A 22,173-nucleotide genomic window follows, 5' to 3' on the forward strand; every position below is an offset into this window, starting at 1 on the left:
CCCTGAAATATCCCTTTAGCTGTGGGTGAGCCCCACAACATCGATCAGTCCGTCCAGCTCCTGTAGCAGACTGCGAACCTCCATAAACGACGCATGTTTAACTAAAGCGCAGGTAACATTCGCAGTTTGAAGAACCTGAAGCATGGTCGCATGGTGAATGTTCGGCGCCTGAAGCGAGGGCGGAAGCTCTTGAACGTTCGGTTCTACTACAAGAACCTGGCACCCTAAACGGGCAATATCCTGTGTTATTCGTAAAGCGGGGCTCTCCCGCAGATCGTCGATGTCTGGCTTAAAGGCAACACCAAGGCAGGCAACCTTGATATCACTTCGCTGGATTCCCTGTTTCCCTGCCTCGAGTTCCTTGATCGCTTGCTCCACCTTGGTGAGAACCCAGTGCGGCTTGCCGTCGTTGATTGCTCGTGCCGTGCGGATCAGCCGTGCCTGTTCAGGGGCACTGTCAACAATGAACCAGGGGTCAACGGCAATGCAGTGGCCGCCAACACCGGCACCAGGCTGGAGGATATTGACTCTGGGATGGCGGTTGGCAAGCTTGATCATTTCCCAGACGTCGATATCTAACTTGTCACAGATCACCGAAAGCTCGTTAGCAAAGGCGATGTTTACGTCCCGGAAACTGTTCTCGGTCAGCTTCGCCATCTCGGCCGTACGTGCGTTGGTGACAACGCATTGGCCTTGCACAACTTGCTTATAGAGAGTTACGGCCTCTTCAGCGCACTTTGGCGTGATGCCTCCGATAACACGATCGTTCTCCACCAGTTCCCGAATAACCTGACCGGGAAGAACCCGCTCGGGACAGTGGGCAACCCGGATATCAGAGTTCTCGCCATGGGTGTGGGGGAAGGTTAGGTCGGGGCGCTCCTGTGCCAGCCATTCGCAGACCTTTTCGGTAGTGCCAACTGGCGAAGTGGATTCGAGCACCACAAGGTTACCGGCCTCCAGAACCTTGGCCAGCGAGCGGGTGGCGCATTCGACATAGCTTAGATCGGGCACCTTTCCTTCTTTGAACGGCGTGGGGACCGCAATCAGGAAAGCATCGGCAGCAACTGGCTCGGTAGCAGCCTTCAGGTAGCCTTCAGTAACCGTCGCGCGCACCACAATGTCCAGGGAGGGTTCAACAATGTGGATCTTGCCCTGATTGATCGTATTAACCGCTTTCTCGTTAACATCTACACCGAGAACCTGCAGCCGACGAGACGCGAACACGGCCGCAGTTGGCAGGCCGACATATCCGAGCCCCATAACCACGATTCGACTCATACTCATAGCACGACTCCTTGTTGCTGAATGGCGCCGGGCAGGTTGGCAACGAAATAATCACCGAGGAAATCAACAATACGAGCACAGGCCTGACCATCGCCGTAGGGGTTGTGGGCTTTACTCATCCGCTGATAGTTCTCTGAGTCCGTTAGTAACAGGCTAACCTCCTCAACAATCCGCTCCACATCGGTACCCACCAACCGGACGGTACCGGCTGAGATCGCTTCAGGCCGTTCAGTGGTGTCCCGCATAACCAGGACCGGTTTGCCCAGAGAGGGTGCTTCTTCCTGAATTCCGCCAGAGTCCGTTAACAGTAAATAGGCGCGGTCCATCAGGTAGACGAAAGGAAGGTAGTCTTGTGGCTGAATCAGATGAATGCGCGGCCGATCGGCAAGAAGCCGAAGAACGGGCTCCTGAACCTGCGGATTCAGGTGTACGGGATAAACAATCTCGGTGTCGGGATGGGTTTCTGCGATTGATTTGAGAGCATGACAGATGCGCTCAAAACCGGAGCCAAAGCTTTCCCGGCGGTGCCCGGTGACCAGAATCAGCCGTTTGCCGGGGTCAAGAAAACTGAATTGTTCCTCGAACTCGGATCGCAGAGCAGCACTACCGTGAATTTTCTCCCGCGTAGAGAGCAGGGCATCAATTACGGTATTGCCGGTAACGTAAATGTTCGACTCCGGGATGCCTTCTCTGAGCAAGTTATCCCTGGCCGTGTTCGTGGGTGCAAAATGTAGCTGCGTAAGCGCCCCGGTGAGCTTACGGTTGCCTTCCTCCGGCCACGGGGAATAGATGTCGCCCGTCCGCAACCCCGCCTCGATATGCGCTACCGGTATCTGCTGATAATACGCTGCCAGACTCGCCGCAAAGGTTGTAGATGTATCGCCATGAACCAGTACGAGATCCGGCTTGAAGGATTGCAAAACCTCCTCAACACCGGAAAGAACTCTTCCCGTAAGCGCAGCTAGGGATTGTCCGGGTTTCATAACGTTCAGATCGAAGTCGGGCTCCAGATCAAAAAGGGCGAGTACCTGGTCCAGCATGTGGCGATGCTGTGCGGTAACGCAGACCCTGGACTCAAACCTTGAGTCTGCCTTTAGGCGTAGCGCCAGAGGTGCCATTTTAATGGCCTCCGGGCGTGTGCCGAAAACGGTGAGAACTCTCATGCCGATGGCCTTCCTTGGAGAGTTATGATTGTTGGCTTCCTGTTACAAAACGTTACCATAATCTGGCTGATAACTGTACAGGCTAGTAGCAGAAACTGTGCGGAAAAATAGATCTATCAACGGCTGTGCGGAAGTTGGAAGGTGGTGCTATGCTTGATACAAAAGTTTACATTGAGTCGGCATAAGAAGTTCTGAGCTGGCTGTAACTGATCCTAAAGGACGCTACCCATGTTCGACGTTCGCGCACATTTTGGAAAATGGATTTTGGTTGGGGCTATGGCCGCTGCGCCGGTGGGTGCCGAGGTGATCTTTGAAGAGAACTTTGATGATCAGCCGGATTGGCATGGAGCCATGTATACAACTAATACTACCCAATGGGCCGATGAAGGGGCGATTATTCCAAGAAATTGGGACGCCGTAAGGCATGACCCTGCTTGGTCACCTTCTCGGGGTTACCCCGATGGTAACGAAGCAATGGAAATTTTAGCTGCAAACTTGGAGATGGCTAGAGGAGGTGAAGGGAAGGCGCTGGTACTGAGACGCTACGGCTACACAGATACCTGGAATGGCGACGGTCAATTGGTAAAAGAACTGAACGATCTAGATGAGGTGTATGTTAGTTTTTGGATTCGCTTTCAGCCTGATTGGACCAACTCGGGATCATCTAAAATTTTTCGTATTGTATCTTCACCCGAAACAAGAAGTAGCGCCTTCTGGAGCTACGTGAATGTTGGTTTCGTTTGGAGCTATAGCCACAATAGCTTTGGGGTCAGAAATAAGCTAAGCTGGTATTCCGAACCATCAGGATGGTCCAATCCATCACTACCTTATCTGCACGCTTCTATGCAAAATAATGATATTTCGGGTAATTATACCTCTAATACTTATGATTTTAATGGAGATGGCGTTGTAGATAATGACCCGAGACTATTAGATAGGATTAGCGGCGACTCAATTCCTAATACAGCACTAAAGATAAATTCAGACTACCTTGCAAATCACGAAAATGTATTTGGTTCAGAGTGGAACAGGGTGGAATTTTATGTGAGAACCAACTCGGGGCCTGGGGTCGCGGACGGTGTATTTATGCAATGGTTGAATGGCTCTTTGATTTTAAAAAATGATAGTGTTCCTTGGACGCAGACTGGATCAGAGAAATTATATAAGTGGAACTCTGTTAAGTTTGGAGGCAATGATTACTTCGTGGATTATCCGGACGAAATGAGGGTAATAGAGTGGTATGCAATTGACGACATCGTTATAAGATCGAGTCTGCCCAGTGATAGAGTGGGTTATCTTAGCGATAAGCAACCTCCGGTCCCTCCTGGAGACGTAATTATAAATTAATATTAAATATGCAATCTTGGGTTTTGCTATTTTAAATTTATTTCTTTATTAGTTTTTTTATTGCCCATATGTGCATTTTGTATGGTAGGTTTAGTGTATTTCTTCTATTGTTCTGATTTGTGATTTTGTTTTTAATTAGCAAGATAATCTCTATATACCTCTCCATAAATATCCTTGTATTGTTAATGCCGTTATTTGACTTGATGTGGTTTATAAATTCTCGCTTTAGGTTTTGGTTTTTGGGCGTATTGTAATAATCTATTGCCGCTTTCTTTTTCTGTCCAAACAGTTTTCGAGCTATCCCTTTTCGTTCTTCAAGGTACCGCCTCGGGATCGGTCGGTTATAATTCCCTTTGATTGACCAGTTGGCCTGCTCGTGAAGGTTGGATATATTGTTTATCCTTTTGATTGAGTCACTGTATAAAAATGGAATGGCAGCGTTGATAAATCCCGCTTCAACCCTTGGCTCGCTTAATCCAAATCCTGACGTGTCGCCGCGAATTATTTCTTCGCTTAGGTATTTGGGCTGTAGGTCTTTTTCCCATACTTTATCGCCATGATAGCCAGTGAAAATCACAAATGGATGGCCGCTATTCTTAACGTCAAGGTACAGATCGAAGAAAACCGTTTCCGGGTCAGAAGGAGTGGAGGCCAAGAAAAGTAACTCCTCGTCGTTAATGTGGTCGTCAGTAAGGTGCCTTGTAGAAAGGTTGAATATTCTAGCGATAGGAGTGCCATCATCGTTAGTGTGTGATTTAAAGAATGGGCTTGGAAATATCGAGCTTGACCTTTTTCTGGTATAGCAGAATTCTAGTTCATTGGCGGGTAATAATGAAGTTACAAAGGTGGAGTCATAACCTTTTGAAATCGTAGATGCTATTTTCATGGGTTTTCTTCGATCATTGGATTTTGCATTTTCAATAAGTCTTTTGATTGTAGATTCTAGCTCTTTTATGTACGAAGAAAAGTTGTTAAAGTCCGGGTCGGATTTTCTATCTAAATATTCTAATGTCTTATTCGTTATCTTTATAGGGCTGTGTATTATCTGCTGAAGAATGTAGTTTTTTTTGCTTTTTATTGGGAATTCCTTTTTATACGTTCTTGTTCCTTTAAGTATGCTATCTTGCTCAATTCGATAATCATGATTTTCGTCTATATCCGACTCTGTTTCTCTAAGGATGTGAATTAAGCTGTTTGATAACACAATATCATTGTCTGTTGTGGCCATATAAATTCGATCGACTAGAGCTGTGGATGGGACAGCAATGATGGAGTTTTCTTTAAATATTATACCTGAGCCATAGAATGCGTTTGATTCTTCAAAGTTCTCTTCGCTGAAAGGTGCATCCCATATCCCTTCAACAATACAGTTTTTTGTTATTTCAACATGCTTTCCAATAACAGCTTCCCAGGCCAGAGAGGATTTAATGATCTTAACTATCCAAACTAGATTTCCTATTTCGTGAGATCGTCTAATGTTTTTCATCTGATGGGCCTTTTCTAGTCAGAGACTTAAATATAGCAAAGGCTCTGCCGGTAATATAAAGAACGTCAATAAGGTAAAGAGCTGGAATGTTGGTGTTTGTTAGTTTCAATTTAGCTCGTAGGATGCGTTTGACTGTTAGCGTTGCAGGGCACAGCGCTGCAATGATGATGGATGGATAAGGTTGAAATATTGTGCTTATGCAGCTAAAAATAAAGGTAGTTATGATTATGAAAACAGGATCCCTTAAATTTTTAAAGCCAAAACCTGAGTATGATTTTGCGTGCCATGCTTGTCTTTTTAAAAAAGATTTTATTGTCTTCGAGTTTCCAAGATGGGTAACGTTAAGTTGTCTGCAGATATTAACTACGATGCCATGATCTTTAGCTCTGATTGAAAGCTCTGAGTCTTCTCCAGATTCAAGAGTTTCATCGAACCCCTGAAGTTCTTGGAATAGAAGCTTGCTAACTACAATGCTGCATCCTATTAACTCCTTTGGTAGGGTGTTCCCATCTGGACCCTCTAGAAGCCAGTTGCGCTCTAACCAGTTTGCATCGACAGGAAGTAGGCAGCCACCACCAAAGATGGAAGTTTTATCTTTTTCTAATAAGTCTGAGGCCCTTGCTATCCAGTGTTCGTCGATCAAACAGTCTGCATCAATAAACGCCAGTAGTTCACCTTTTGCGATTTTTGCTCCGATGTTACGTACTGCTCCGACATTTATTTGGGGAGCGAAGATGACTTTATCTGAAAGTTTTTCTGAAATTCTTGGAGAGTTATCGGTCGACCCGTTGTCAACAACTATTACCTCAAATCTATCTCTTGGAAATTCTTGGTTCCTGACCGACTCCAGGCAACTTTTTATGTGGCGCTCTTCGTTAAAGCAGGGAATGATAATGCTGACCTTTATAGACATTCTTCATTCTCGTTCAGTAAAGAAATTACTGATCTAAATTTTCCATTTCTGTTTCTTGGTATCGAATGGGAAACATCAATGTCTATTTTCATTTTTTCGCCAACTCTAAGTTTGAAATTATTTATTATTTCTGAGCTATTCAGGCTGTCGTTTTTATTTTGTTTTACTACTATTACCTTACAGTGATCTATCGAGTCCTGAACTATTTGCGCTTCGGAAATGTTTGAAGTCCCTTTAAATATGTGATCTAGTCTTCCGATCCTCCGACCGTCTGGAGTCAAAACGTAATCATCGATCCTTCCGGTAATTGATTCAAGGTGGCTTACACTTGTTTGCATATCTCTGGTAGAAGTAGGTTTGGTTGCAATATCACCAAGGTTATATCGTAAGAGGGGCATGCAGGTATTTGTCAGGCTTGTTGCTACCACGGCTCCCGTCTTTGTTGACTCATCAGTTGGTAGGATCTCAGTAATACTAATTATTGGATTGACCTTATACAGACCGTTCAGTCCTTGGCCTGCAAATAGAACATATTCTGCCGTGCCGTAGTAATCGAAGACGGGGGCCCGAAACACTGACTCTATACGCTCTCTCTGCCACTCAAGTAGTGTTTCCGAGTTGGTGATAATGGCTTTAGGCCTGAAGTTCGGCTTACTGTTAGACTGCTGATAGTGGTTAGCTAGATCGCTGATTGCTGAGGGGTATCCAATGATCTCGAGTGGTTGGAAACGGTCCAGGTCCCGTTGGTAGTGTGGGAACGTTGTTTGATTCAGGTGATAGCTTGAGTAGAGTCGTTGGTTTTCGGCGCGGTTGAAACGGGCAAACGGTGGATTCATGTTTTCTGGGCGCTGTAACATTCGTCCTGCGAAGGTTGCGCGTCGAGCGCCGAACGGCACGCCATGGAACTCTTCGTGATCGACCAGGAGGGCCATAGCCAGTTTATAAGTACGCTCGTTCACATGTAGGGAGAGAGGCGTGCCAGTGCTTCCACTAGTGCGTTGGATTATGAAAGGGTTTTCGCGTCCTGTGCGGAACTCTCGACCGCGCTCTCTTAGGGCTTTTTTGCTCAGTACAGGGAGCTTTATTAGGTCTGTCGGGCTTGTAATATCATTTTCGTGCAGCCCGTACTCTGCAAAGAGCGATTGATAATAAGGAATGTTCTCTCTGCAATGCTTGACCATCGTGTGCAACTGTTCACTCTGATAATCGGTTTGCTTCGCTTCAGACCATTCCCTGGACTCCCTTACAAGCTCTCTTAGGTTGTGATAGATGCCTGTGTAGCGCTTTTGATAAAGTTTATAGCCCATTGCAGACACAAGCATGTTTTGGAGTCGTACTGGGGATGCAAAATAAAGTTTTTCACTGATGGCGGTCATACTTTTCTCGACCTCCATTTCGGTGAATTCAGGTATTGGAGATAGTGGTCCACCGTTTTCAGCTTGCAAATCATATCAAGGGTTGATCCCGCATCGATATGATTCTGAGGGTTATTGATCAATGCTTGGTGCATCGCCCCTTTATCCCAGATGGGGTCAATCAATGAGTCGGTGATCTCATGTAAGGTGTTTCCGCTGTACAAGTGTTCGTAGTTAAACCAGCCTAAACGCCGAGGTGTTTTGCCGACCATACTTCTTAGTTGTTCGCCAGCGATTCTTACAATTCTGGATAATTCCTGCAGAATGATCGGATGACGTGCCGGTATCAGTGTTGCTGCCATCGGGGATTTCAATAAGCTCGGGTTAGATCTTTGTAATATTTCTCTATTGGCTTTATTGTGGACCCGTTGCTCAAAGTCTAGGCTCCTCACCAAGTCAATTAGATGCTCGTCTGCAAATGGAAGGGTATAACCGACAGTAGTTGACGCTGCCTGAGGTTGCTTAAGAATATATTGTCGTGCGCGGTGCTCCATATTGAAGTCTTCGAGTGTGCGCTGCCAGCTGCCAGATTCCCGCTTTTGACCTTCAATCGACTCCAACACTCTGTCCTTTGTTTCCGTTCGGTATTCGTCTAGAACGTCCTGACCTTCAGTTGAGATAAACCAGTGAGACTTTGGTGGCTCAGCATAGTTATTCACTGCCTTGGTAATCTGATCATCAGTCACGATTGACTCGCTGACCAGCAATAAAGAGGAAAGCGCTTTTTGCAAGCGCGTTCCCCAGGCCATCAAACCATAGTGACCTCCCAGTAGCTCCCCAAGCACGCCACTCATCATCGGTGACCCTGTCCACGCTTGAATGTTTTGCGCTGCGGAAAACCAGATGGGAAAAATTCCGTAACCAAGGGACTCCAGCATCGAGTCAATAAAGCTGCTGTCGAATGAGCAGTTTTGGGTATCGATGAATAGGTGGTCTTTTCTCATAGAGCCGGACAGTGAACGTGTAAGTGTCAGCTCTCGGCTGCTTAGGTCCCCGTGAGAATAACAAGACTTGATTGCTTCAGGACTAAGCAACAGCGTCCGTGAGTCCCACCCGGCGGACATCATGAGTGTGGAGGGTTCTGTCTTGGAAAGGCGACGAGTGAGTTGCTCTTCGATTGCTATCAGAAGGTTGGTTCTTGATTCATTGCCATGACTCTCCGGGACATCCCGTTTACAGACGCTCACGGAGGATGTCCGGGCATCTACTTCCAAGATGGTATTAGGTAAAGTCTGATGAGTATCTGTATAAAACGTGCGATCAGACACCGTATAACCGGTATGGAGGTACTGCTGAACGCTACTCCAGTCCGGCTGTGAGTCTGCGGTCACAAGATTTTCAAGTCGATTAGAGATAAGGAAACTTCCTTCAATGGCTTTCCAGAAAAGAATTCCAGTTCCTAGCCTGTCGCACTGTACGAGTAGCTTATTATTCTCAGGTGAATACTCAATAAGGGTCCCGGCAGACATTGCTGTTGTTTCAAACGGAGTGGCTGTATACTCGCCAATAAACAAGGCGAACCGCTCATCTAATTCTTTGATCTGAATGAAGCGTTCACAAATCTTATTTGTCTTTAAGTTCACGCTACCGGAAAGTTGGTCCCCACCAGATCTGACGCCCACCTTTGAATTAACTTCGATTAAAAAAGAGTTGGGCATCATTGTGAGTGCACTCCCTGTACCCTATGCTTAATCACCTTGGCAGGGTTCCCAGCAAAAATGGCAGCCTGCTCATCTAATTCTCTGATGTAGACCGTTCCTGCAGCAATAATTGATCCTTTCGGAACGCTCGCCATAACCAAAGCCTGGTTGCCAAGCCAGCAGTCGCTGCCGATCGCAATTTTTTCGAATGCTCCCCGTTGTTCCTGTATTGGCTTGTCCGGATCGGAAAACTCGTGCTGTCGGCTCCCGCTTAAAACGTGAACCCCACTACCTAGCAAAGCTCTTTCGCCAATCGTGCACTTACCAATATTGCATTGAGGGCCGATGTAAACGCCTTTACGGATTGTTGTGTCCCAGTGAGAAAACACTGTCAGGAATCCCACAGAGATTTCGTCGGATGTTTCAGGGCAGGCCAGGCGATAGAATGCTGCACGCATGTAGATTCCCAGTTTGCCCGGTATCAGGCTGAGACATTGAGAGAAAGACTGAAAAGTGGCGTCTTTTCCCCCCACTGTTGCCAAAAGGCCATACAAAAGGAAAGCCGGCAGCATCAGCAGTAGGAACAGGTTCTTGGTGCCCCTTTTTAGTACGTTACGTGCGGTCATTAGCGTTCCAACCTCGCGTTGAGCCAGGCTTTTTCTTTATCTGGCCGGAAGTTCACCAGGCCTGTAAGAAGGCGTTTGCTGATCCGAGCAGAGAGTGCGGCGATGGAGAGTCTGGGGCTGTTTGCCTCGAGCTGCTCCAACAGATCTGGATTCAGGACGTTGTCCGGAAGCTTCAGACTATTGGGGTGATGCGGGCCATAGTTCTGAAGCAAGATAATCTGGATGCGGGCTAAATAGGTCTCTGTACTACTGCGAAGCGTCTTGGTGACATATTCCATCCAGTCCTGTGCTTTGGTCAAATATTGCTCTTTATGATCAGGGTCAAAGCAAGCTGCCTGATGCATCAGCATTGCTTTCCGGATGTCTTGGGCCGCCCAGGTGTGGTTAGGGAACTCTAGATGGTCGGGGCGAGTCAGGAAGGGTTCTTCGTGGCGTAGCATCCATCGGGTGTAGTGACGGAAACTTGTTAGAGCGTACTGGTAGCTGTAATCGAAGTCCCCTTCCTGCTGTTTGATAGTCAGGTACCGACTGATACTGGCCAATAAAATGAGGTATGACCAGCTGTTTTCTACGTTTAGGAGGTCGCGGGCTTCAATGTTGTCATTAGGGTGAACAGTACCTTGGATAACCTTCTCGGCCTGGGATAACCACCCTTGCTCAGGTGCGAGGGTGCTTGCGTCCAAAAGCGTTTGGATATAGTTGCCGGTTCCTCGGGTAAACAGGTAAGTGTGTGGCGATACTATCGCGCGCTGGAGTATGGCTTTGAGGCGAGGAAGGTCATACCTTTTGATTCTGATGAGTGACTCAAAAAGTGTGTTGGTGCCTTCGTGGATTTTGCTCATCCACTTGGCCAGCGCTAATACTTCCTGCCGAGATTCTTCGCAGCCAGTCAGGTAGTAGTGATAAAGAAGGCCTGTGCTGTAACAGTGTTCCTCAGCCGGCCCGCCACCAGTTTGCCCCGGCGTGGAGCTGGTGTCGTTACGCCGGCTAAAGGTGCGATGTGTCGCCGTATGGGCCGGCAGATAGTGGTCCGTATGCCAAAACAGCCCGTTGTTATACTCGGCCCGGTCTTCATTTGTATGGTAGATATCAATATCCGTTACGTGCTTTGCCAGGTCATCCATGAGTTCGAACCACCGCCGGTCTCCGGTGAGCGCGAACTGGCGGGCGAAGCCATAGATGGCATCGTACTGGTTGTTGTAGTGGGAGATCAGTGGCGCTTCGCCAGGCGGCTGGTACAGGGTTTCATGGTCCGCGAAAATGTCACCGAAGTTGCGCCAGCCGTACTCATCAATCACTTCCCGCTTCTGGAAGAAGTTGGAAGGGCCATCCAGCCCTTCCTGGATCAGGGTATCGAGCGCATCTTTGTCTGCATTGGCTTTGAACCAGAGGAATGCGTCTGTTGATTCGTAAACCTCAGGAGCCAGGCGTGGGCAGAGTGGGGCGTAAGCCCATGTCAGGTTGCTGGTATTTGCATAGGCCATCAAGTGGTGAAGAGTTTTTCGTTCGCCACCCTGGAGTTCGTAGCTTTGGTTATGTGGCCGCGTAGGGAAAAGTCCGACGATAATTTTCCCTTTTTGGTACCCAATGTTGCTGGGGAAGTTTTGCCAGAAGGTCGGCATGGCCAGCTGGAATGGCTGTCCGTCACCCGTCAGTGATAACAGCGGGTTTGCCCGATCTCCTGTGTGTTCCAGGGCGTTCTCCGAGGTCAGTCGGTATCCGCGGTACAGGGTTGTCAGGCCTCCATTTTTGTCAATGTGGTTGAGGCTATTCCAATTTTCTCCGCCAGATGACTCCTGATACAGCTCAAAATCTCGCAGCGTAAATGCCGCCTCCGGAACATTCAGGGAATCTGGCTGAATCTTCACTTCTTGTGGACAGCCGGTTTCGGTAATCAGCTCCAGACTGCCGAAATACACGGAACCCTCGTCACCAAGGTCCCATAGGCCGCCGGGGTGCCTGGCCCGCTTGGGGTTATGGATCTGCATTTCAATGTTCGCGAGTCCGGTCTGGAGATAGATGCGCAGTCGGCAACTGAAATCTGCAAGGCGTGCTTCGTCTGCTGTCATCCAGTGGCCGCTAAGCGAGGCTTCAGCATAGACGGGGTTCTGGTGCTGTATTTCCCAGTCGCCATTCGAAACCGGGTGGCACGGTAGCCCGTCTTTAGAGGTGAGCTTTGCCTCGGTTCTTATTGGTGAAGTTGCCCCGAAAAACTCCCAGGCCGGCTGGCCCTTATGAAGCAGCAAATCACCAGCCTCAGTTTCAATGGCCCATCCGCGCGGTGTCTGCGTAATGCCCGTGGCGGATGCTTCGGGTGAGGGCTGTTCGGAGACTGTGAGGGTCTCGGTCTGGTGGGGGGGCAGGCTGTAAAGAAACTCGGCAAGCACCCAGCGAACACTGCCGTCCGGCCAATGGCATAGCGATTTGAAAGCTGCAGGCACGCTGTTGCCGTTGGCATCATTCACCCGGAACGTTGTTCCTGCCGGGTGCTGGCCTTTGGCAAAAGGAATCCCTACAGAGAGCGGCTCGCTTACTCTGTGAATTCCGGATTCTTCCTTGAGGACAATATCAACCGATGTTGCCATTTCACACCTAATTCCTTTTATACAACACGCTAAAGCTCGCGCTTAATCCATCGCATTCCGGCCCTGGTTATCTGGCTCATCTCGATGTTCGAGTTCCAGGACAACAGGTCTCTCATATAGTGCTGACCTTCAAGATGCGTGAGGTAATTATAGGCCATGTTGCACTTGAAGTATGGAGTTTCCGTAGCCTGCATTGATAACCCGTAGCCATTAAGGAATACCGATGGCAAGTGGCCAAGGCGTCGCCTGCGGGTCCGGTTGGTGTCAGTAATCGCATAGAGGCTGCTATACATGCGGGTCACATCTTCATAGTTGCCAGACACCCGTGTATCACCAAAATCTACTACGTGAAGTTGGCGGTTCTGATCAATAAGAACGTTATAGACAATGAAGTCCCCGTGAACCCTGCAAACGAAAGCACCGTTTTCAGCCAGAAAGGTCCGGGTATTCAGTTTCTCCAGAACTGGTAGAAACCTTGTCTCGATTTTGTTCAGTAACCGCTCTGGCAGAAGTTTCTCCTGCCGGATGTCCCGAATCTTGCGTTCGGTTGCGTGCAAGAGCCAGGCGGCTTTCGAGTTATCTGCGTTGTGGCTGGCTGAGGTTCTGTGGTAAAGCGCCAGCCATTGTCCAAGTTCTCCGACTCTGGAAAAAATCGTCTGCGGATCATTGAGGCGATGGCCTCTCAGCCGGCCTAGCAAGTAAGTTGCATTCCAGAGCGTGTGGAACAGTTCATCGCCGTGAACGCGTTCGGTGGTGAGGGTGTTGGTGACCGCATCAAAATCTACCAGGCGTATGGGGCTTACGTTTTCTGTAGCAACACCTAATTGCATGCACCTTTGCAGCTCTCCGGCTTCGTCGGCCAGGCCCCGCTCACTGGTATGCTTGCGGTAAACCTCATTATTGATGAACCCGGTGCTTCTCGGGTTGATCTTGGCAGTGCCAGCATTACTTTGGTTCATTGCGAGCTTGCCTTGTTCTCTGGTGGTAACGGGCTCAGGCTAATGGTGTTCTGGGCTGCTCCCACGTTTTCGATAGCCCGGTTGCATTGCCTGGGCTCACACTCCGCCATGACTGAAACCAGCGCAAACCGTCTAGCTCCACTTAATGTAGCTGGAATCTGCCATAACTTCGCATCGCGGTAGCTTTGGGCTGCGTAATCCCCAACCTGATACCACTGCAAAACCGCCACCCGCTGTCTGCCACCTCGCCTCTGGTAGATTTTTAACTCGCCTTGGCTTTCCTGAAGCAGCCACTTCTCCGAATCAATGGGCGGCCTGAGGTAGGGCACCAGCTTATGATCGGTAGCGGCAGAGCGCTCACTTTGTGCCACTGATAGCCAGGCACCATCCGGCGTTGCCCATACTTTGTGGTCGAGGTTATCCGGGAGCCGCAGCTGAAGGGGCAATTCGGAGGGCTGGCCGGGACTCATAGCCGCATTCTGTGGCGCCCAGGGGCTGGTTTCGTCACCGGAGAGTTGAACCACGTTGAGGGCGATTGGCCCCGCTATCAGAGCCACTAGAACCGCGAATACACCTTTGCGTGAGAGTCGCTTGGCATCGGGTGCATTGATTTCTGTCCGGCGCTTTACCGGCGCGAAGTAGAGCGCAGGCAAAATAAAGACACCGTAGACTACCCAGCCCATCAGTTCATGGTCGGTCAGCAGTTCACTTTGCATTTCGGATTGATAGCCGATAACGACCAGAATGAAGATTCTTACCCAGTTGGCAATCAACCCGAGAATCATGGCTGTGGCCAGGAAGCACAGCCATCCACGCCAGCGGTAGTCATTGAGGATAGACATCATGGCGGCGAGCAAAATGGAAATAGCGAAGTAGCGAATGCCGGAGCAGCCATCGGCGATAACCAGGCGGCCGTAGGGCAGGGTGATGCTGTTGCCTTCAATCAATGCGGTCATCCCGAACAATCGAACCCAGTTGCTCACCACGGCGCTGGCAATGGCGACCAGGGCAGGGATGAAATCCGCCCAGATCGGCAGAGAAAGGGCGAGCAGGATAACGTAGGGAAGTAAGCGCAGCGCTCTGTGAAGACCCAGCAACGCCCAACTGGTGGCAAGCAGGCCGGCGGGCAGCATCAGATAGGTGAGGGTGTCTATTCTGACCAGCTCGAGTAATGCCCAGATTAGCGTGGTGACTAAGAGAATCAGGATGCCGATTACCTGAAACCTGGATGCTGAAGAGTCTGGCGTATTGGTCGGCAACGGAGGGTGGATCAAGAGAAGCGCTACGTAGATAACCGCGGTGGCCAATCCATGGGCCAGTACCTGCTCAAACTCCAGCCATTCTGATGCCAGCCTTATCCAGGTTGGATAGAACAAAGCTACGCTGACTGCGGTGACGATCAGGTACGGCAGGGCATAGGGCAGGTTGTCTAATGTCTTCCTTAACATCTTCTGTCCACCGGCATTGCTACAGCTTCAGAATACCGTTGTTTGTGACGACATAAAACAAATGTGCGCACAAAAAAGCCAGCCGAAGCTGGCTTTTCTGAAAGCCCAGGACGATCAGGCTTTTTGGCGACGACGGGCGGCACCAAGGCCGGCCAGTCCGAGGCCGAGCAGGGCAAGGGTGCCAGGCTCCGGTACCGGAATAGCTGACTCAATGAACACAACAAGGTCGTTGAAATCATAGTCTGAGCCTTGGCCAAGGGTATCTTCCCATGCCAGCAACCATCCACCTTGGGTCCAGGTGGTGTCACCTCCAAATCCTGGAAGGTTGATGGTGTCGCCCTGACCCTGATAGGCCACCATATGCTGCTGGTCCGTCAGTGTGCTGGTAGCGTTCAGGGAATTCTGGGAATAGATCATCTGGCCGGCTACATCGATGAAAAAGCCGAAGGTGGTGCTGCTGAATGTCACACCGGTAAAGGTGTTGAAATCTGAGTAGACATCACCGTTGGCATCCAGACCGAAGGTCTCACCGGCGCCAACACCATCTACCGAGCCATCGAAGATGGTGTAGGTCTTGGTCAGGTCGTTCGGATCGTAGATACCAAAGGTTGTGGATCCGGACAGCCCTGCGATAGAGGCGATGTACCGGGTTGGTGAGAGTCCTGAGTCGGAGTTCTTCCACAGGTCAGAGGGTGAGGCCTGGTCTGTGTTCACGTCGAGTGATGTGGTGTAACCCGGCGCGATAACATCCTCTGCAATGATCGTCTGCAGAGACCGCTCTCCGTTGGCTTCGGACACGTTTACTGGCACGGCCTGAGCGCTAAACGCCACGCCGGCCAATGCGATACTGGTAACTAGCATTTTTATATTCATGGGTCTTCTCCGGTTGTGAAGCTCTAAGTCCCTGTAGTTTGCTTTGCAACCAGGCTGTCTCTTCGGATACTGACCAGAGATCCTTGGCTTTCCGTCCCATCCTCGCGGGTGGTTTGGCCCCTGACCGGGATAAAACCCGATCTTCTCCTTGTATTAAGCGATAATCGTGCCAACCAGTTAACTGCCTGAATTTTCGTTGAATTTCTTCGGCAGCCAAGAGACGTATGTAAAAGTTTTCGACAGCACAAAAAACAGGGCCGGTGCTTATAGCGATCCGGCCCTTCTGGTTCGTGTGGCATCGACGTTTTGTCAGGATTTCTTACAAGGCTTTCCTGGCGCTTTCCAGGTGGCTGGTGATGTCTTCGTTACCCGGCGCCAGTGCCAGCGCTTTTTCCAGGGCGGTGACAGCTTGCTGGTGGTCGCCGGCCAGGTGCAGCACCCAGCCATAGGTGTCCAGCACGGCAGAGTTTTGGGGGGCCTGTTCACTGGCTCTGCGGGCGAGTTCCAGCGCCCGTTCGGTATCGTTTTCCCTCAGCAGCCAGGCCAGGTTGTTCAGGGCAGCAATGTTGTTGGGCTGCTGCTCCAGAACATAGTCATAGTGGGTGGCGGCCAGTTCGTCCTGGTTGTTGTTCATCAGCCAGTCGGCACGGGCCAGGTTGGCGGCAATACTTTGTGGTTCATGGTCCAGCCATTGGCTGGTGATTTCGCCTCGGGCTTCCGGGCCCTGGCTGGCTGCCAGGCGGAGCAGGGTGGGCAGAAGGGCGGTTTCCTTGCGTTCCTGCCATTGTTCCTTCAGGTACGTCCAGGCTGCTTCGGGTCCGTTTTGGGATTCCAGTATGGATGTCCTCGCCAGTACGGTTGCGGTAGTAACGCCGAGATTGTCTTCCACCGCCTGTAGTTCTTCCAGCGCTTGCTGATGCTTGCCCTCAGCCTGCGAAACGCCGACGGCCAGCAGGGCCAGGCCCTGGTTATCCGGTGCCAGGGCAACGGCTTCTGCCGCTTTGGCCCGGGCGGTCGGGTAGTCTTCGGCCTGAACTGCTGAGCGGGTTTCTGCAACCAGTAGCTGGCCAAGCAGGCGGTTTACGGCAATGGTCTCGGAGGTTTGCTCTTCTCCCAGCAGGGTGCGCACTTGCACCAGTTCTTCGATTGCCCGCTCGCGGTTACCGGTTCGGGCCAGGATGGCGGCCAGTGCCAGTCTGGGTTGTGCCATTTCCGGGTGCTTCTGTGCCAGCTTCTCTATTCGCGCCGTAGCGGCGTCGGTATCCCCAAGGCGGCTGTCCGCCAGGCTGGCCAGCAGCACCGCCTGGGGCATATCGCCATAGCCATTAACCAGTGAGTCCCTCAGTTCCTTAGCCTCGGTTTCTTCACCGCGGGCCAGCAACACATTCATGTAAGTGCCGGTGGTGTGCCAGTCTTCCGGCTGGGCGGCGAAAGCCATTCGCAGTTGGCCCAGTGCCTGCTCCGGCTGGTTGTTGCGCAGGTAGTGCTGGGCCAGGGCCAACCGCAAACGAGTGCGTTCGGGTTCGTTGCTGATGGCTTTGCTCAGGCTGGCCACGCCGTCACTTTCCTTGCCGGGCAGGCTCAGGGCCAGAATGCCGTGCATGGCAATGATTTCGTTGTCGTCCGGCCGGGCCTGCATGGCCCGTTCCAGAGTTTTCAGTGCTTCTTCCCGGTCGCCCTGGTCGATTTGTGCCATGGCAGCGGCGCGCAGGAAGGGGGTGGGTGTGGTTTCAGGGTCAAGGTTCTCTGTCAGCAAGCGGGCGCCTTCATCCAGCTCGCCGGTGCCGGTTTCCAGTGCCCCGAGCATCAGGGCCGCCTGCTGGTTTTCCGGGTCCAGCTTCAGCATGTCCCGGAGAATGGTTTTGGCCTGGTCGACGTTGCCTTCACGTAGCGCCGCTACCGCAGCTTCGCCTTGCTCCCGGGCACCGGAATTCTGGTTGTCGGCCAGGATTTTGTTGTAAACCTGGGCTTCGGTAATCTTGCCCTGCTCGGTCAGCACCCGGGACAGTGCCGTCAGTACTTGCCGGCGCACCGGCAGGAAAACATCAGATGTCGGCATGCTGCCTGCGGCGTCTGTCAGTGTGGCTGCGGCGTTTTCCAGGTCGTTCTCCCGGTATTGGGCCATGCCTTTCCAGTATTGCACTTCTGGCTCGGGCTGGTTCCTCGCCATCCAGTCATCGGCGCTGCGGATGGTTTGTGAGGTCTGGTTCAGGTCCATCTGGGTTTTCAGGGTGCCGGTCACTGCATCCAGATTCGACGGGTTGTTGTCCATCAGGCTGCGATACAGGGACAGCGCTTCAGCCTTGTCTCCGGACAGGCGCAGGGTTTCAGCGCGAACCAGCGACGCCCGTAATTGTTCCTGGGGGGTGGAAGCATTGTGAAGGGCCAGGGTCTCAGTGGCTGAAAGATGTTTGCCCTGGTTTACGTAGGCTTCGGCCAGTGGAATGGCCACCTGTGAGGCATGGTCTTTCAGCCAGGGTTCCAGCAGTTCGGAGGCCTGCCGGGACGCGCCTATCTGCAGATACAGTTCAGCCAGGTGGACGATGTGGCCAACGTTATCCGGCTCTGCCTGAACTGCGTTTCTTACTTCCAGCAAGGCGGACCGGTATTGGCCCTGGTCTGCGTAGGTTTCAGCCCTTGTAATATGGGACGTTGCTTCGTTGGATGTGCTCTGGTTATTGCAGCCAGTCAGAACCGGTAACGGCAGCAGCAGGGCGCCGGCAAGTAGCAGTGTTGTGAGCCGAGGTTTTGTTCGGTTATTTGTTGTTGTGTGCACGGTATCTGCTCCTTGATAACGATAGGCAAAATAGCGGGTAAATGGGTCAGGAGGCGGGCGACCCCGCCGAGGTTTCTATCCTGTATTTGTCGGTGAGGTTGTACAGGGTGGGGCGCGTGACCCCCAGTAACCGGGACGCCTGGGACATGTTGAACGAGGTGCAATGCAGGGCCTGGAGAATGGCTTGTTTCTCGGCTTGTTCCCGTACCTGCCTCAGGTTCAGCTGGTTGACCGATTCACCCTCGCCAGTGCTTAACTGCAGGTCGCCGGCGCTTACCCGTTTGCCATCGGCCATGATGATGGCGCGCTTCACCTTGTTGATCATTTCCCGCACATTGCCCGGCCAGGCATAGCTGGTGATGGCCTGCACGGCGTCTTCGGAAAAGCTCAGGTTTTGCCGGTCCAGTTGCTTGCCCAGGCTTTTCAGTAACGACTGGGCGATTACCAGGGCGTCTCCGTCCCGCTCGCGCAGGGCGGGTACATCCAGCGTTATCTCGCTGATGCGGTAATAGAGATCTTCCCGGAATTCTCCTTGAGTAATCAGTTCCTGAACGTTCCTGTGTGTGGCGCACACTACACGTACATCCACCGGGACCGGTTTTACCGAGCCTACCCGGTCAACAACGCGTTCTTGCAGGAAGCGCAATAGCTTGGCCTGCAGAGCCATGGGCATATCGCCTATTTCGTCCAGGAACAGGGTGCCGCCGTTGGCGCTTTCAATTTTTCCTTTCTTGGCCTGGGTGGCGCCGGTAAAGGAGCCTTTTTCAAAGCCGAACAGCTCGCTTTCCAGCAGGTTTTCAGGGATAGCAGCGCAATTGATGGCGGCAAAGGGCTGGTCTGTCCGGTGGCTCAGGTCATGCAGGGCCCTGGCCAGCAGTTCCTTGCCGGTACCGGTCTCGCCGGTAATCAGGGTGGTTACGTCGGTGGGGGCGACTTTCTCGATGGTTCGGCAGATCTCCATCATTTCAGGACTGGCGGCGACAATCCCTTTTATGCTGGCGCCGTTGGTCTGGCCGATGAGTTCGCGGTTTTCCTGTTCCAGCTCTGCCAGCCGGAAGGCCCGGTTAACCACAAAGGTCAGTATGTCGGCGTCCAGGGGCTTCTGGTAAAAGTCCGAGGCGCCCATGCCGATCGCCTTTACGGCGTTTTCCTTGTCTTCCCGGCCTGTCACCACAATCACCTTGGTCATCGGGGCCAGCCGGAGGATCTCTTCCAGAAGGGCAAAGCCCTCGGAAGCACCACCAGCGTCGGGCGGCAGGCCAAGGTCCAGTGTGATTACCTGCGGTTCCATGCGGCGCAGCGCAGTCAGTGCGGAATCGCGGTCAGCCGCAACCGAAACCTCGATTTGGTCACTGAAGCACCAGCGCATCTGGCTTTGCAGTCCGGGGTCGTCCTCTACTATCAGCAGTCGCTTCACAACAACAATCAATCCTTTGTTTGTCTCTTGTTACGATTCTTAACTTAATATTGACGGTTTGCAATGTTTGAATTTGTAAAAGTCTGCAAAACGTCAATTAGTTGACGCCTTGTTTGGGTGTGGGGTTCGTAGTGGCCGGCAAATACTTGGCGTTCTGCTGGGTAGAAGCCGCAACAGGCAGGCGCACAGAGAAGCAGGAGCCCACGCCCGGCTCACTGGTTACATCAATACTGCCCCCGAGTTCCCGGATGTATTCCCGGGCCTGGTAGGCGCCAATTCCCATGCCGGTCAGCCCCTTGGTGCTGGCAAAGGGTTTGAAGAGCTGGGTGCTGATAAACTCTTCGGTCATGCCACAGCCGGTGTCCTGGATAAACATCACAACGTTGCCCCTGGCAGGCTTGAGGTTGATGGTGATCTCGCCATCGGGCGGGGTGGCATCCTGCGCGTTCTGGATCAGGTGGCCCAGCACGTTGCGAAGCTGCTCCTTGTCGGCCCGAACCATGATGGGGGCCGGACTGCCCATCAGGCGGGGTGCGGGGCTGCGTCGGCTGTTGTGTTCGATTAATTCCTCAAGCAGCCCCGTCAGGTCCAGGCTGGTATCGGTGGCCTGGTCCGGAGTGGTATGTGGCTTCCGGATGTGATCTACCAGGTTCGACATTTTGCGAACCGCGTGGTCTGTGGTGGCAATCATGTCATCAATGAAGGCTGGATTGTCCCGGTGTTTCGGTGCGTTCTTCACCAGCAGGGAGAGCTGGGCGATCAGGGTTTTCAGGTCATGCACCATAAACGCGGAGGCCCTGTTTAAAGCCTCGAACTGCATAGCGCGGGACAACCGGTTCTGGGCATCAGTCTGGGCCAGCAGGTTACAGGTTTGCCGGGCCACCACTTTGATCAGGTCAAAGTTTTCCCAGTTCAGTTCCACGTGGGCATAGGGCTTGCCAACCAGGGCGATCCCGTACAGTTCGTTACCAAGGTACAGCGGTATCACCAGCCAGGCGTCCGGGGTGTTCCGGATTATGTCCGGCAGCTCCATCAGGTCATACCGGATAGGGTCTTCCTGATACTCCTGAAGGTCGATTATCCATTCCTGCTCCTGGAAAAAGCGCACCAGGTCGGAATCGTCGTCAATAACGGTGTATCGGGGAGTGGCCAGGTTGGCGCTGGCCTTCATTGCATAACCGGCTTGGTCATCTTTCAGCCAGATAGCCCCGGAGTTGCTTTCCACCAGCCCGGCTAGAATTCGAATCACCCGCTCCGGCAAGGGTGGGTCGTCACTGAGGTTGGCCAGTTCCCGGGTCATTTTCAGCCACTCTTCACGATAATCGTATTTGTAGTCGAAGAAGTTCTGGCTGATAAACACCATCAGGCGGGCGCGCACCCGGCGGGACATCAGCAGGGTGACCAGGAAAGCTATGGACACGGTAATTAACAGCACCTGCAGGGCCTCGCCCCACTGGCCCCCAAAGGCCCGCACATAGTAACCGCCGACGGCCAGCAGGAGCAGGTAGCCGGCCGCCAGAATCAGGGTGCCGGCATGGAAAACGGCGGAACGGGATAGCTGGAAGTCGACCGGTTGTTTGCGAGTGTTGATCACGTTGATGGCGAACAGGGGCATCAACGCTGCATTCACAAAGCCCCGGGCATTCCAGAATGCCTCGGATACCTTGCCGAACAGAAGGGCATCGGCGTACATGAAAAAGTCGAAAGCGAACAGGGTCGCTATGCCAATACAAAGGTATTTAAGGCTGGAGCGGCCAAAAGCGGGGGAGTTTCTCCAGATCTGTTCAACCAATGAAAGCCCGAGCAAAGACAGGGCAATTTGGCCCAGCAGCATGGTTTTGCCGTTAACGATATCAACACTGAAGACAAATTCGATGGCGCCGAGGGATATCAGGGTGACGATAAGTACGAAGGTGGCTACACCGAGCGCCTTTTTCATCTGGCCTGCCAGCCGGCCCTGCCGGAAGGCGGTTCGAAGCATGGCAAACAGCAGGAGGATCCAGGCGGTGTCGCGTAGCAGTTCCAGCAGGTAGCGGATCAGGAACCCTGGGTGGCCCCAGATATCCTGCGCCACCAGTGTGCCGGCCCAGAGGGTGGTCACGAAGGCAGCCAGAAACAGCCCGCGGTCGATATCCCGGCGCAGGTAGCGGGTGGCAACAAATACAGACAATACCGCGAATACTGCCGCGGCAGAGCCATAGCTGATCAGGCTGAAGTCCCTGAGCATCCGGTCAATCCTTG

Annotated in this window: 15 protein-coding genes and 1 riboswitch; of the genes, 1 reads left to right on the forward strand and 14 read right to left on the reverse strand. The window is 52.0% G+C overall.

The window, feature by feature from the left end; genetic code table 11:
• Positions 1 to 15: 15 nt before the first annotated feature.
• Positions 16 to 1,284 carry a UDP-N-acetyl-D-mannosamine dehydrogenase gene (gene wecC / locus AQ621_RS06655; RefSeq protein ID WP_058340784.1) on the reverse strand — a complete coding sequence of 423 codons (1,269 nt, stop codon included), beginning with the start codon at positions 1,282 to 1,284 and terminating at the stop codon, positions 16 to 18.
• A complete protein-coding gene (wecB, locus tag AQ621_RS06660; protein ID WP_058340785.1) occupies positions 1,281 to 2,453 on the reverse strand; it encodes a non-hydrolyzing UDP-N-acetylglucosamine 2-epimerase in 1,173 nt (390 codons plus the stop codon). The genes wecC and wecB overlap by 4 nt, the downstream gene beginning before the upstream one ends.
• A 222-nt stretch (positions 2,454 to 2,675) precedes the next feature.
• On the opposite strand from wecB, the gene AQ621_RS06665 reads away from it, so the two are divergent.
• Complete coding sequence (locus AQ621_RS06665) at positions 2,676 to 3,794, forward strand: hypothetical protein (protein ID WP_058340786.1); 1,119 nt, start codon at positions 2,676 to 2,678, stop codon at positions 3,792 to 3,794.
• A gap of 37 nt (positions 3,795 to 3,831) precedes the next feature.
• On the opposite strand, the gene AQ621_RS06670 is transcribed toward AQ621_RS06665, so the two are convergent.
• The 12 genes from AQ621_RS06670 to prsK form a co-directional block, all read right to left on the reverse strand.
• Positions 3,832 to 5,280 carry a hypothetical protein gene (locus AQ621_RS06670; protein ID WP_058340787.1) on the reverse strand — a complete coding sequence of 483 codons (1,449 nt, stop codon included), beginning with the start codon at positions 5,278 to 5,280 and terminating at the stop codon, positions 3,832 to 3,834.
• Positions 5,267 to 6,193: a glycosyltransferase family 2 protein gene (locus tag AQ621_RS06675; protein WP_058340788.1), complete on the reverse strand. Its 927-nt coding sequence runs from the start codon at positions 6,191 to 6,193 to the stop codon at positions 5,267 to 5,269. The genes AQ621_RS06670 and AQ621_RS06675 overlap by 14 nt, the downstream gene beginning before the upstream one ends.
• Positions 6,184 to 7,569 carry a phenylacetate--CoA ligase family protein gene (locus tag AQ621_RS06680; RefSeq protein WP_058340789.1) on the reverse strand — a complete coding sequence of 462 codons (1,386 nt, stop codon included), beginning with the start codon at positions 7,567 to 7,569 and terminating at the stop codon, positions 6,184 to 6,186. The genes AQ621_RS06675 and AQ621_RS06680 overlap by 10 nt, the downstream gene beginning before the upstream one ends.
• A complete protein-coding gene (locus AQ621_RS06685) occupies positions 7,566 to 9,269 on the reverse strand; it encodes a hypothetical protein (protein WP_058340790.1) in 1,704 nt (567 codons plus the stop codon). Before AQ621_RS06685 ends, AQ621_RS06680 begins: the two co-directional genes overlap by 4 nt.
• Entirely contained in the window at positions 9,266 to 9,874 is a 609-nt protein-coding gene (locus AQ621_RS06690) for an acyltransferase (protein WP_058340791.1), read from the reverse strand. The genes AQ621_RS06685 and AQ621_RS06690 overlap by 4 nt, the downstream gene beginning before the upstream one ends.
• Positions 9,874 to 12,459: an RIFT barrel domain-containing protein gene (locus AQ621_RS06695; protein ID WP_058340792.1), complete on the reverse strand. Its 2,586-nt coding sequence runs from the start codon at positions 12,457 to 12,459 to the stop codon at positions 9,874 to 9,876. The genes AQ621_RS06690 and AQ621_RS06695 overlap by 1 nt, the downstream gene beginning before the upstream one ends.
• 29 nt (positions 12,460 to 12,488) lie before the next feature.
• Positions 12,489 to 13,418: a phosphotransferase gene (locus AQ621_RS06700; RefSeq protein WP_058340793.1), complete on the reverse strand. Its 930-nt coding sequence runs from the start codon at positions 13,416 to 13,418 to the stop codon at positions 12,489 to 12,491.
• Positions 13,415 to 14,866, reverse strand: a complete 1,452-nt coding sequence (locus AQ621_RS06705) for an exosortase/archaeosortase family protein (RefSeq protein ID WP_058340794.1) — start codon at positions 14,864 to 14,866, stop codon at positions 13,415 to 13,417. Before AQ621_RS06705 ends, AQ621_RS06700 begins: the two co-directional genes overlap by 4 nt.
• Before the next feature lie 114 nt (positions 14,867 to 14,980).
• Entirely contained in the window at positions 14,981 to 15,739 is a 759-nt protein-coding gene (locus tag AQ621_RS06710) for a PEP-CTERM sorting domain-containing protein (protein ID WP_058340795.1), read from the reverse strand.
• Between the two features lie 41 nt (positions 15,740 to 15,780).
• Positions 15,781 to 15,867: riboswitch (cyclic di-GMP riboswitch) on the reverse strand.
• Between the two features lie 191 nt (positions 15,868 to 16,058).
• Positions 16,059 to 18,515: a tetratricopeptide repeat protein gene (locus tag AQ621_RS06715; protein WP_058340796.1), complete on the reverse strand. Its 2,457-nt coding sequence runs from the start codon at positions 18,513 to 18,515 to the stop codon at positions 16,059 to 16,061.
• Between the two features lie 46 nt (positions 18,516 to 18,561).
• Positions 18,562 to 19,932, reverse strand: a complete 1,371-nt coding sequence (gene prsR, locus AQ621_RS06720) for a PEP-CTERM-box response regulator transcription factor (protein ID WP_058340797.1) — start codon at positions 19,930 to 19,932, stop codon at positions 18,562 to 18,564.
• 97 nt (positions 19,933 to 20,029) lie between these two features.
• Positions 20,030 to 22,159: an XrtA/PEP-CTERM system histidine kinase PrsK gene (prsK, locus tag AQ621_RS06725; protein WP_058340798.1), complete on the reverse strand. Its 2,130-nt coding sequence runs from the start codon at positions 22,157 to 22,159 to the stop codon at positions 20,030 to 20,032.
• Positions 22,160 to 22,173: the final 14 nt, after the last annotated feature.

The sequence above is a fragment of the Marinobacter sp. P4B1 genome (assembly GCF_001447135.1).
Classification (GTDB): Bacteria; Pseudomonadota; Gammaproteobacteria; order Pseudomonadales; family Oleiphilaceae; genus Marinobacter; species Marinobacter vinifirmus.

What these genes read in the sequence shown, in the direction of transcription:
- wecC (WP_058340784.1), bottom strand. Translation starts at nt 1,284, where the DNA reads ATGAGTATGAGTCGAATCGTGGTTATGGGGCTCGGATATGTCGGCCTG.
- AQ621_RS06665 (WP_058340786.1), top strand. Translation starts at nt 2,676, where the DNA reads ATGTTCGACGTTCGCGCACATTTTGGAAAATGGATTTTGGTTGGGGCT.
- AQ621_RS06670 (WP_058340787.1), bottom strand. Translation starts at nt 5,280, where the DNA reads ATGAAAAACATTAGACGATCTCACGAAATAGGAAATCTAGTTTGGATA.
- AQ621_RS06675 (WP_058340788.1), bottom strand. Translation starts at nt 6,193, where the DNA reads ATGTCTATAAAGGTCAGCATTATCATTCCCTGCTTTAACGAAGAGCGC.
- AQ621_RS06680 (WP_058340789.1), bottom strand. Translation starts at nt 7,569, where the DNA reads ATGACCGCCATCAGTGAAAAACTTTATTTTGCATCCCCAGTACGACTC.
- AQ621_RS06685 (WP_058340790.1), bottom strand. Translation starts at nt 9,269, where the DNA reads ATGATGCCCAACTCTTTTTTAATCGAAGTTAATTCAAAGGTGGGCGTC.
- AQ621_RS06690 (WP_058340791.1), bottom strand. Translation starts at nt 9,874, where the DNA reads ATGACCGCACGTAACGTACTAAAAAGGGGCACCAAGAACCTGTTCCTA.
- AQ621_RS06695 (WP_058340792.1), bottom strand. Translation starts at nt 12,459, where the DNA reads ATGGCAACATCGGTTGATATTGTCCTCAAGGAAGAATCCGGAATTCAC.
- AQ621_RS06700 (WP_058340793.1), bottom strand. Translation starts at nt 13,418, where the DNA reads ATGAACCAAAGTAATGCTGGCACTGCCAAGATCAACCCGAGAAGCACC.
- AQ621_RS06705 (WP_058340794.1), bottom strand. Translation starts at nt 14,866, where the DNA reads ATGTTAAGGAAGACATTAGACAACCTGCCCTATGCCCTGCCGTACCTG.
- AQ621_RS06710 (WP_058340795.1), bottom strand. Translation starts at nt 15,739, where the DNA reads ATGAATATAAAAATGCTAGTTACCAGTATCGCATTGGCCGGCGTGGCG.
- prsK (WP_058340798.1), bottom strand. Translation starts at nt 22,159, where the DNA reads ATGCTCAGGGACTTCAGCCTGATCAGCTATGGCTCTGCCGCGGCAGTA.